Source organism: Pseudomonas sp. ICMP 561 (assembly GCF_002699985.1).
Lineage (GTDB): Bacteria > Pseudomonadota > Gammaproteobacteria > Pseudomonadales > Pseudomonadaceae > Aquipseudomonas > Aquipseudomonas quasicaspiana.
Genome location: NZ_LKBT01000045.1, coordinates 346,580 through 357,626, shown reverse-complemented (window position 1 = coordinate 357,626; position 11,047 = coordinate 346,580). Strand labels below are relative to the sequence as shown.

Here is an 11,047-nt window from a genome sequence, read left to right as displayed (position 1 = left end):
CGGGTAGCAGTGTTCAAAAAGCGGGTTGAAAGTAGGGGCGAGTCCATACATAGGACCGGCTTTAGCCGGGAGGACGTAGGGACATCCGCAAAAAATCGTTCGTCTGAATTACCGCCCTCCCGGCTGAAGCCAGTCCTACAGGTTGAAGACGGAGCAAGCTTGCAAGCAAACATAAAATCTCCCACAGAGAAACGCTCAAAAAAGCCCATACCTTCAAGTTTTATCTATCGATTGACAGAGTATGTCTATCGCTACCCAAGACTTAGCTAATTAGCTCTCTTCTCAAAGGGCGTCTAGGCTTGTTCTGGCGCTGGTGAGCCAGTGGCCGTTTCTTTAGAGTTTCCGTGTGGCGACAGCGAGATGCTGATCCCGCGCTGGCCATGCATGTTGTGCCGTGATGAACCACATCGCCGCTTGAAGTCCGGAACGGGCCAGGCAGCGCATGAACTCGACCAAAGGTAAATAAAACATGTCGACTGAATCGAAATGCCCCTTTAATCACGCTGCTGCAGGTGGCGGTACGACTAACCGCGACTGGTGGCCGAACCAGCTTAATCTGAAGATCCTGCATCAGCACTCATCGCTGTCCGACCCGATGGGCGAAAACTTCGACTATGCCGCTGCCTTCAAAAGCCTGGATCTGGAAGCGGTAAAGCAAGACCTTCGCGCGCTGATGACTGACTCGCAGGACTGGTGGCCAGCCGACTTTGGTCACTACGGTCCGCTGTTCATCCGTATGGCCTGGCACAGCGCCGGGACCTATCGCACAGCTGACGGCCGTGGCGGTGCTGGCGCGGGGCAACAGCGCTTTGCTCCGCTTAACAGCTGGCCGGACAACGTCAGCCTCGACAAGGCGCGCCGCCTGATCTGGCCGATCAAACAGAAGTACGGCCGCAAGATTTCCTGGGCAGACCTGATCATCCTCACCGGTAACGTCGCGCTGGAAACCATGGGCTTCAAACCGTTCGGTTTCTCCGGTGGGCGTGCTGACGTCTGGGAGCCGGAAGAAGCGGTTTACTGGGGCTCCGAAAAAACCTGGCTGGGCGGCGACACGCGCTACGGCAAGGAAGCGCAGCCTGAAGGCGAAGGCGTGCTGGTGGCCGATGCAGGCAAGCACGGTACAGAAGAAAGCCGCAACGACGCGCCAGGCCGTGACCTGGAAAACCCGTTGGCCGCCGTGCAAATGGGCCTGATCTATGTGAACCCGGAGGGCCCGGAAGGCAACCCGGACCCGGTGGCCTCGGCCAAAGATATCCGCGAAACCTTCGGTCGCATGGCGATGAACGACGAAGAAACCGTGGCCCTGATCGCGGGCGGTCATGCCTTCGGTAAAACCCACGGTGCTGGCCCGGCTGATAACGTCGGTGCAGAACCTGAAGCGGCAGACATCGAGCAACAAGGTCTGGGCTGGAAAAGCACGTTCGGCAGCGGTAAAGGCGGCGACACCATTACCAGCGGCCTGGAAGTGACTTGGACCACCACGCCGACCCAGTGGAGCAACAACTACCTGGAAAACCTGTTCGGTTTCGAGTGGGAACTGTTCAAGAGCCCGGCGGGTGCCCATCAATGGCGTCCAAAAGACGGCGCTGGTGCCGGTCTGATTCCCGATGCGCATGATCCGTCCAAGCGCCACACACCGACCATGTTGACCTCCGACCTGGCGCTGCGTTTTGACCCGGCTTACGAAGTGATTTCCCGTCGCTTCCTCGCCAATCCGGACCAGTTGACCGACGCCTTTGCCCGCGCCTGGTTCAAGCTGACCCACCGTGACATGGGGCCGCTGTCCCGTTATCTCGGCCCGGAAATGCCAGCCGAAGAACTGCTGTGGCAAGACCCGATTCCAGACGTCGATCACCCTTTGGTCGATGAAAACGACGTGGCTGCACTGAAGGCCAAAGTTCTGGCTTCGGGCTTGTCTGTTTCGCAGCTGGTTTCCACTGCGTGGGCAGCGGCATCCAGCTTCCGAGGCTCCGACAAACGCGGCGGTGCCAACGGCGGGCGTCTGCGTCTCGCGCCACAGAAATTCTGGCAAGCCAACCAGCCGGAACAACTGGCGCATGTGCTGGCAAAACTGGAAAGCATCCAGAGCGAGTTCAACGGTGCACAGGCAGACGGCAAGAAAATCTCCCTCGCTGACCTGATCGTACTGGCCGGTTCTGCGGGTGTTGAGCAGGCAGCGAAAAACGCCGGTCATGCCGTCACCGTTCCTTTCGCGCCGGGTCGTGCCGACGCTTCGCAAGAGCAGACGGATGTTGAATCGTTCGGTTTCCTGGAGCCTGTTGCTGATGGCTTCCGTAACTTCCAGAAGGGCCGTTTTGGTTCGTCGGCTGAAGCATTGCTGGTCGATAAGGCCCAACTGCTGAACCTGACTGCGCCGGAAATGACCGTGCTGGTCGGCGGCCTGCGCGTGCTGAACACCAACGTCGGCCAAACCCGACATGGCGTGTTCACTCAGCGTCCGGAAACCCTGACCAACGACTTCTTCATCAACCTGCTGGACATGAGCACCGAATGGCGCGCCGTGTCTGACGCCAAGGACGAGTTCGAAGGCCGTGACCGCAAGACCGGTGCTGTGAAATGGACCGGTACTCGCGTCGACCTGGTGTTCGGTTCCCACGCCCAGTTGCGTGCGCTGGCCGAGGTGTATGCCGCGGGTGATGCGCAAGAGAAGTTCGTCAGCGACTTCGTCGCGGCCTGGACCAAAGTGATGAACCTTGATCGCTTTGACCTTGCCTGATGTAAACGCTTGAACCCAAAAGCCCCGGTCTGAGTCGTCAGGTCGGGGCTTTTTTATTGCCGGAGGTGTTTGATGAGCAGCGACCTGAGTGACGTCTACCGAGGTTATATCGCCTGCCTGAACCAGCAGGACTGGCCTGAGTTGGGCCAGTTTGTCGATGAAGATGTGCATTACAACGACCAGCGAGTTGGCCTGACCGGCTACCGCGAAATGCTCGAACGAGACTACCGGCAGATTCCGGACCTGCATTTCAACATACGATTTTTAATCGCCGACCCCGAACACATCGCCGCCCGCCTGGACTTCGACTGCACCCCGATTGGGGACTTTATGGGCTTGCCGGTCAATGGCCGGAAAGTGCAGTTCAGCGAAAACGTGTTTTACCGGTTTAAAGAGGGGAGGATCGTTGAGGTGTGGTCGGTGATTGATAAGGCAGCAGTTGAAGTGCAGCTTTGATACGAGACCCTGTTGGAGCGAGGCTTGCCCGCGATAAGAACACCGCGATTTTTCCGACAGACCGCGTCGCCCTTATCGTCCGGATGCGGCCCAGACCAAGCCTCGCTCCCACAGGAAAATGCGATCCCCTGTAGGAGTGAGCTTGCTCGCGATGGCGTCGGACCAGTCGATGGTTACCTTCAAGAGGCAACCACATCAGCGTTTATCAGAGCGTCCACTTCAGCGAGAACATCACGTTACGAGGGTCGCCATAAACACCAGTCCCAGAGCCAGTCGGAATGCCCTGCCAGTATTTCGTATCGAACACGTTGTTGAAGTTGACTCGACCGTCCCAGTTTTCATCGAATTTGTAGCCTGCCATCAAGCCTACGACCGAGTAGTTGTTCTGAGTAGCGTAACCATTGCCGACTCGCTCGAAGGTGTCGCTTTGCGCAATGATGTCTGCGCCGATGCGAACTTTGCTCAGAGCTCCCTGCAAGTTGTAACTGGTTGCAGCCTTAAACAGGTGCTTGGGCTGGTTAGGAGCAAACATCTTGCCCTCATTGCTCGCTGTCGCGTCCTTAACATATTGGCTCAGCAGAAAGGTGTAAGCCGCTGAGAACTGCCAGTTCGAAGTCAGAGCTCCGCTAATTTCTGTATCGATACCACGGCTTCGCACTTCTCCTGCAGGCGCATAACAGGCTGCGCCGGGTTGGCCTCCTGTACACAGAGACTGAGCGAGTTGATACGCGCGATTTTCTTGGGTCATGTCGAATAAAGCTACCGAGGCGTTCAACGCACCGTCAAAATACTCACCTTTCAGGCCAATTTCATAGCTTTCGCCAGTCATCGGATCCAGCACCGAGCCAGATGCACTCTGCTCACTCTGAGGCTTGAAGATCTCCGTATAGCTTGCGTAGACCGAGTAAGTATCGTTCAGGTCGTAGATGACACCGGCGTACGGAGTGACTTCTTGAGTGACCTTATAATCTGCGTGGTATGTAGGGTCATCGAAGTCAAACCAGGTCAAGCGACTGCCGATGATCACGTGTAGCGGATCAATTGGATTGAAACGAGCGACCGCGTAAACAGCCTGTTCCGTCGAAGTGTTCACGTTTTGAAATGCAGTTCGGTCGGCTGCCGAAGGCTTGGGCACAGTTCCAGGATTGATATTGCCGAGCTCAACGGGGTAAGCGTCCCAGTATCCACCCTTTTGATCAAACTTCTCCTGTCGGCGACTGGCGCCGATACTCAGCTCATGCTCGCGTCCAAATAGCTGGAAGGGGCCAGAAAGAGACCCATCGATGTTTGTCTGCGTATCTTTAGTGAAATATTGTCCAGAGGCCTGCGTAAAGCCATTACCTGCTGTATTGAGATAGCTGGAGAAAGTATCGGACTCACCCCAGATCTTGCTAGCGGCCAGCTTGGCAGTCCAGTCGTTGTTGAAGCGATGAGTTACATCGGTAAATACGCTGACAGTGTCTCTGTCCCAATAAGCCCAGTCACCGCTTAGGAAAGTCGAACGCGACAAATGCAGGTTTTCGCCATTTGGTCCTGCTGGCAGACTGCCCCAGTCTGAGGTCGCGTCATCTTTCTGTTTTGAGGCCCCAATGGTCCATGTAGTTGAATCGTTCAAATCTGTTTCGAGGATGCCGTAGAAGGTTTGGCGTTGTGTATTTCGCTCGTCGACAAAGCTTTTGTTGTCTTCGTAAGCAGTAACAACACGACCCCGCACTGTGCCGGATTCGTTGAGTTTGTTGGATGCATCAAGTTCGGTGCGATACCGGTCCCAACTGCCAGCACTGGTTGTCACGCTGACCTGAGGAGTTGCAGTCGGACGTTTACGTACCAGGTTTAACGTCGCGGAAGGGCTGCCAGCTCCCGTCATCAGACCTGTGGCACCTCGGACTACCTCAACCCGGTCGTACATCGAGAGATCGGCCTCAGCAATCGTGTCTTGTGTGAAGGTGCCAAGGCTGGTGGGCAGTCCGTCGTACATCAAGTTATCGATAGTGAAGCCACGGGCCAGGAATCGCTGGCGATCCTGGCCAAATTTGTTCAACGTCACACCCGGCGCATACTTAACGACGTCGTTCACATCGTTCATGCCCTGATCTTCAATCCGCTGACGCGTGATAACACTCACCGACTGCGGCGTTTCACGAATCGACAACGGCAACTTGGTCGCGGTGCTCATTGAACCCGTGGTGTACGAGTTAGTGCCTTCAGTAGTTGCCACGCCCGCAAGGCCGTAATCAGCATTGATGTTCACGCCGTCCAGCGCAATCGCGCCTTGTGTTGGCTGTGGCTGGATCACGCGTGCCGAATTGCCTTCGACGCTAGCGGTCAGGCCGCTGCCGACCAGCAAACGCTGCAGAGCCTGGGCGGGTTCCAGGTTGCCGCTCACTGTTGGCGCTTGTTTGCCCGCGACCTGCTGTGGGTCGAATGTCACGGTCATGCCGCTGGCCTTACCCAATTGGGCAAGGGAGGCTGCCAAGGGTTGAGCCGGAATATCCAGACGAACCGGCGCCGCGAAAGCGTTGGCGGAAAAACCAAGCGCCAGTGCGATGGTCAAGGCAGATAAGGCGGGACGTGACATTCTGTAATCCTTACGAAAGTCGAGATTAATAAGCGCGCGTTATCGCCTGACACGATGTTTTGAAACAAAAGTTCAAGACAGTGCCGGACTTACTTGGAGCGCAAGATGACGCGATCCTAACAAGGTGTGAATACGACAGCAAATACAAATCGTTATCAGTCATGAGCTTTCTAGTAAAGATTTGCTCACACGCCTTGGCGATTTGACGCTGGTTCAGCGAGTGCTCGTGCAGATCACTTTCTATTCGGTGATGTCATTGGGGCGACCAAACCCTGGTTGGAGCGAGGCTTGCCCGCGAAGAACGATAACGCAGACCTCCCGCAACACCGCGTCGTCCCATTCGCGGGCAAGCCTCGCTCCAACGAGATTGCGATCAACCATTGACCTGCGTCCTGTCCTACCCCCGGCTGAAATGCTAAATTAGCCGCCATGAATTTCTTCCGAACCCATCGCTCGCCCATTGCCTGGATGCTGTACGCCTTCATCCTGTTCAATGGGCTCGCCTGCGCCATGAGTCATGGCCAGATGATGGGGGCGTTTTCCGGGAAGCCCGCGGCGGCACCTTCCCACCATGAGCATCACGGCAGTGCGTCCATGAGTGATGCGCATCACGAGATGTCGATGGGCATGTCGATGCCGATGGACAGCGCCAGCAAAACCATGGCGACGCCGGGCAGCATGCAATCGCTGTTTGGCGATTGTTCTTTTGCCGGGACGCTGACCCTGGCGATGATTTTCTTCGTCGCCCTTAGCTGGTTGATCCGTACCCGGAGTCCTCGTTTTATCTTTCCTTCGCTCTGGCCGGGCCTTACGTCGCGCCAGTGTTTCCCCGGGCTCAACCCGCAGGCTCCCTGACGGCACCCACTCGCCGTTAAAAACCAATATCGATTTTTTGCCTCGCCGGGATTCGTCCCGGTCGGGCGCGTTTAGCCGTTGGTGAGCCCTATGTCTGCTTTACCTGCACAGTCGTCGTCGAGTGCGTTTGTCGCGCTGACGAAACGGCTGCACTTTTACATCGGCCTGTTTATCGGACCGTTCATTCTGGTTGCGGCACTCAGCGGGGTTATTTATGCCCTGACGCCGCAGATCGAAAAACACCTCTACGCCCATGCCCTGCATACCGAAAACCAAGGCCCGGCCTTGAGTCTCGAAGCCCAGGTGCGACTGGCTCAGGAGGCCGCCGGTTCCGGGCCGACGGTCGCGGCCGTTCGTCCAGCGCCCAATCAGGGCGATACCACCCGTGTGATGTTCAACGTTCCGGGGTTAGGCGAATCGGAGCACCGTGCACTGTTTGTCGATCCGGTCAGCGGAGAGATTCGCGGCGACATGAAGGTCTATGGCACCAGCGGAATATTGCCGCTGCGGACCTGGATCGATCAGTTTCACCGCAGCCTGTTGTTGGGTGACGTCGGTCGCATCTACAGCGAACTGGCCGCTTCCTGGCTGTGGGTCGCAGCAGCGGGGGGGATTGTGTTGTGGGCAGTGCGCCGCAAACGGGCCAGGACGCTACGCAGTGGTTTGCGTAGCTGGCATGCCAGCGCCGGGCTGTGGTTGATGCTGGGCTTGTTGTTTTTCTCGGCGACCGGTTTGACCTGGTCACAATACGCAGGCGGCAACATTGGTGTGCTGCGCGCTTACTATGGCTGGTCAACCCCCAGCGTTGCGACGACGCTGGCGAAACCGGCCGACAGCGCAATGAACATGAACGTACCGATGGACGAGCACGCCGAACATCACATGCACATGGCACCTGCTGCCTCGAACAGCGTGCTGAATCCTGCACTGTTCGACAGCGTTCTGGCGACTGCTCGCAGCGCCCATATCGAAGCGGCCAAGGTAGAAATCCGCCCGTCGAGCAAGCCGGATAAAGCCTGGGTAGTCGCCGAGATTGATCGCAGCTGGCCGACTCAGGTTGATGCAGTCTCAATCAATCCGGACACCCTGAAGGTGGTCGATCAGGTTGAGTTTTCCCAATACACGTTGCCTGCCAAGCTCACCCGCTGGGGCATCGACGCGCACATGGGCGTGCTGTTCGGGCTAGCCAATCAGTTGATTCTGGTGTTTTTTGCCACCGGACTGGTGATGATGGTGATCATCGGTTACCTGATGTGGTGGCGCCGCAGGCCGACCCTTGGACGGCAGCCAACCGTTGTGGACGCGTGGCGTCAGTCCGGCCTTGTTGCCAAAGCCGCATGGTTGCTCGCGGCAGTGGGACTCGGCATTTGCCTGCCGGTGTTGGGCTGGAGCCTGCTGGCGCTGGTTATCTGCGACCTCATCGTCACGTACCGCGCGCCGTCTGTCGCCTTTGTGCGCAGTCAGGGCCATGCAGAAAGGCCATGAAGCATTTTCTGACATTACTACAGCGACTGTAGGAAATGTCACAGGTAACCTACGCGGCTTTAGCAGCACAGAGAATTTGACGACGGGGCAGTTGGTTCGCTCCGTTGTTTTTCAAGAGGCCACACATGAACACATTACTGACCCGCCGCCAGCTTATCGGCGGCTTGAGCGTGCTGAGTCTGGGCGCGCTTGCCGGTTGCGGTGATTCCAACAAGTTGTCGTTCAAGTACGGCAAGGATTTGAGCGACAAAATTCTCGGCCGGACCTTCAAACTGAAGGACCCGCAGGGCAACGTGAAAACCCTGTCGAGCTTTCGCGGCACTATGCCTATGGTGTTTTTCGGCTTCACCCAATGCCCGGCGGTTTGCCCGACAGCGCTGGCGCGTGCGGCGCAGATCAAGAAGTTGATGGGCCCGGATGGCGATACGCTCCAGGTGATCTTCATCACCGTGGACCCGGAGCGCGACAAGCCGCAAATGCTTGATGCTTACGTCAAAGCGTTTGATCCGAGCTTTGTGGCGTTGTACGGCACCCTCGAAGAAACCGCCGCCACGGCCAAAGAGTTTGGCGTGTTCTACGAGAAAATCCCGAGCGGTGACACGTACACCATGTCCCACACCGCCACCAGTTACGTCTTCGACACCCGCGGCGTGCTGCGCCTCGGCCTGTCTCATTCCCTTTCTGCCCAACAGTGCACAGAAGATCTGCTGACTGTCATGGAGGTCTGCTGATGAACCTTGAACGCCCGAAAACATTTCTCAAGCAAGCATTGCTGGGGCTCTCGCTACTTGGCCTCGCCGCTCAGGCTTCAGCGCAAACGGTTGTTGAAGACGCATGGGTCCGTGCAACGGTGCCGGGGCAGGCGTCCACGGGTGCATTTCTGACGTTGAAGGCCAGTGCCGACAGCAAGTTACTGGAGGCTCAGTCACCCGTGGCGAAGCTCGTGCAGATTCATCAATCGAGCATGAAAGACGATGTGATGAGCATGCATGAAGTGACTTCGGTTGCCTTGCCTGCAGGCCAGCCAGTGGTACTGAACCCGAGCAGTTATCACATCATGCTGATCAACCTTACGGCTCAGGTGAAAGAGGGCGATAAAGTCCCGCTGACCCTGATCGTCGAAGATGGCAAAGGCGTCAAACAGTCGATCGCTGTTGAAGCCACGGCCCGAGCGTTAAATGCGCCGGATCATGGCGCGATGCATGATCACAGCAAGATGCACTGATGCGTTGACTGTCGTCGGCAAGCTCCCAGGGCTTGCCGACGACATCAGCTCCGGTTCGCCAGAAACACCAGACTGGGCGCTTGCCCCGGCACATCGTCCAGCACATCAACACGTTTCATGCCGATCTTTTCCAGCACCCGAATCGAGGCCTGATGCGTCGGCCTGACCAGCCCGTATACCTTGGGTAGCTTCTGTTCGTTGAAGGCATAGTCCAGCGTCGCGCTGGCCAGCTCCGTCGCATAACCTTTGCCCCATGCCGGTACACCAAAGCGGTACCCCAGGTTGACCCGCTCGACGTCGAGATACTTCATCAACGCCACACCGCCGAAACCGATGATTTCATCCGGCGCTTCCCGAGTCGCCACCGCCCACCAGCCATAACCCTGTTCCTGCCAGTGACGCATCCAGGCGTTCAGGAATATTTGCGCCTGCGCCAGCTCTTTCATCGGGCCGTTGGGATTGAACACGTTGGTAGCTGGATCGCTGTAGATGGCGAACATTGCAGCCAGGTCATAGGGGCGGGGTGGTCTGAGTAGCAGTCGTTCGGTGGTTCTTTGCATGGGTGGGTCCAGTTTTCAGCTGTGCTCATCAATGATTATGGCTTTGAAATGCATTCCCGGTAGGGGCCAACACATAACAATCTGATTTGAAATGAGGTTCCTGTAGGAGTGAGCTTGCTCGCGATGGCGTCAGTTCAGACGATATATTCGTCGGCCAAAAAACTGAATCGCGAGCAAGCTCACTCCTACAGGTCCTGCGTCCGGCTTTGATTTCTATTACCTCAAATCAACCCAGGCAATTCCTGCTCCAGTTCCGCAAATTTCCCCTTCAATAACGAATGCAATTGCTGAATCGCCGGGGAAAACTGTTTGCGGTGCGGGCATACCAGATTCAAAGGTACAGGCTCACCAGGATAGTCCGGCAGCAAAATCTCCAGCCGTCCGGCCTTGATATCTTCACTGACGTCCAGCCACGATTTATAGGTAATCCCTTCCCCCGAAACCGCCCAGCGCCGCGCCACGTCGGCGTCATCACAGAACAGCGGGCCCGAAACAGATATCACCCGAGCGCCCACTCGCCATTTGTCATAGCTCCGTCCGCCCAGGGTGTAGAGCAGGCAGTCATGACGCAAGAGGTCATCCGGCGTCTGTGGCCGTCCGTGCTTTTGCAGGTAGTCAGGCGAGGCCACCAGCACCCGTCGATTCCACGATGCCAGCGGCAGGGCAATGTAATGGGCGTCTTCAAGCAAGCCATAGCGGATCGCAACGTCCACCGGGTCGCGGAACATGTCTGCCACCTGATCGGATAAGAACAAGCGCATCGACAGGCCAGGATGCTCGCGCCGAAACCCGGACAGCCATGGCAGCAGCATGTTACGCCCCAGGTCCGAAGGTGCCGCCACTTGCAGCACACCGCGCAATTCAGCGCTTTCGCGGCGGAGTTTTTCGCGACCCTCTTTAAGCGTATCGAGCACGGTTTGCGCATTGGGCAAATATTGCTCGCCCTCAACGGTCAGGCGCAGGCTGCGGGTAGAGCGCGCGAACAGGCGCACATCCAGCTCGCGTTCCAGACGTTTGATTGCCGCCGCCACTTGCCCCGGCAGCAGATCGACTTCTCGTGCTGCGTTGGAGAAGCTGCCCAGCGCTGCCGTGCGGACGAACAAGGCAAGGTCATCAATGCGGATCATCTTCACTCCAGCTGTGAAAGTGTT

General features: G+C 57.2%; 9 protein-coding genes. 6 read left to right on the top strand and 3 right to left on the bottom strand.

The window, feature by feature from the left end; genetic code table 11:
• Positions 1-469: 469 nt before the first annotated feature.
• Both katG and AO242_RS23700 read left to right on the top strand, forming a co-directional pair.
• Positions 470-2,737 carry a catalase/peroxidase HPI gene (katG, locus tag AO242_RS23705; RefSeq protein ID WP_099270587.1) on the top strand — a complete coding sequence of 756 codons (2,268 nt, stop codon included), beginning with the start codon at positions 470-472 and terminating at the stop codon, positions 2,735-2,737.
• Between the two features lie 72 nt (positions 2,738-2,809).
• On the top strand, positions 2,810-3,193 hold the full coding sequence (locus AO242_RS23700; RefSeq protein ID WP_373562247.1) for an ester cyclase: 384 nt from the start codon (positions 2,810-2,812) through the stop codon (positions 3,191-3,193).
• Between the two features lie 205 nt (positions 3,194-3,398).
• Here AO242_RS23700 and AO242_RS23695 read toward each other — a convergent pair whose 3' ends face one another.
• A complete protein-coding gene (locus tag AO242_RS23695) occupies positions 3,399-5,771 on the bottom strand; it encodes a TonB-dependent siderophore receptor (RefSeq protein WP_099270585.1) in 2,373 nt (790 codons plus the stop codon).
• Between the two features lie 429 nt (positions 5,772-6,200).
• Between AO242_RS23695 and AO242_RS23690 the strand changes: the two genes are divergently transcribed.
• From AO242_RS23690 to AO242_RS23675, 4 genes are all read left to right on the top strand, one after another.
• Positions 6,201-6,626, top strand: coding sequence for a DUF2946 domain-containing protein (locus AO242_RS23690; RefSeq protein ID WP_099270584.1), 426 nt, complete (start codon positions 6,201-6,203; stop codon positions 6,624-6,626).
• Positions 6,627-6,716: 90 nt separating this feature from the next.
• Positions 6,717-8,111, top strand: coding sequence for a PepSY-associated TM helix domain-containing protein (locus tag AO242_RS23685; protein ID WP_099270583.1), 1,395 nt, complete (start codon positions 6,717-6,719; stop codon positions 8,109-8,111).
• 125 nt (positions 8,112-8,236) lie between these two features.
• A complete protein-coding gene (locus AO242_RS23680) occupies positions 8,237-8,842 on the top strand; it encodes an SCO family protein (protein ID WP_027902096.1) in 606 nt (201 codons plus the stop codon).
• Positions 8,842-9,336, top strand: a complete 495-nt coding sequence (locus AO242_RS23675) for a copper chaperone PCu(A)C (protein ID WP_099270582.1) — start codon at positions 8,842-8,844, stop codon at positions 9,334-9,336. The genes AO242_RS23680 and AO242_RS23675 overlap by 1 nt, the downstream gene beginning before the upstream one ends.
• A 44-nt stretch (positions 9,337-9,380) precedes the next feature.
• Here the strand turns inward: AO242_RS23675 and AO242_RS23670 are convergent, their stop codons facing one another.
• Together AO242_RS23670 and AO242_RS23665 are read right to left on the bottom strand one after the other, a co-directional pair.
• Positions 9,381-9,896, bottom strand: a complete 516-nt coding sequence (locus AO242_RS23670) for a GNAT family N-acetyltransferase (RefSeq protein ID WP_099270581.1) — start codon at positions 9,894-9,896, stop codon at positions 9,381-9,383.
• A gap of 221 nt (positions 9,897-10,117) precedes the next feature.
• Positions 10,118-11,023, bottom strand: coding sequence for a LysR family transcriptional regulator (locus AO242_RS23665; RefSeq protein WP_099270580.1), 906 nt, complete (start codon positions 11,021-11,023; stop codon positions 10,118-10,120).
• Positions 11,024-11,047 lie beyond the last annotated feature (24 nt).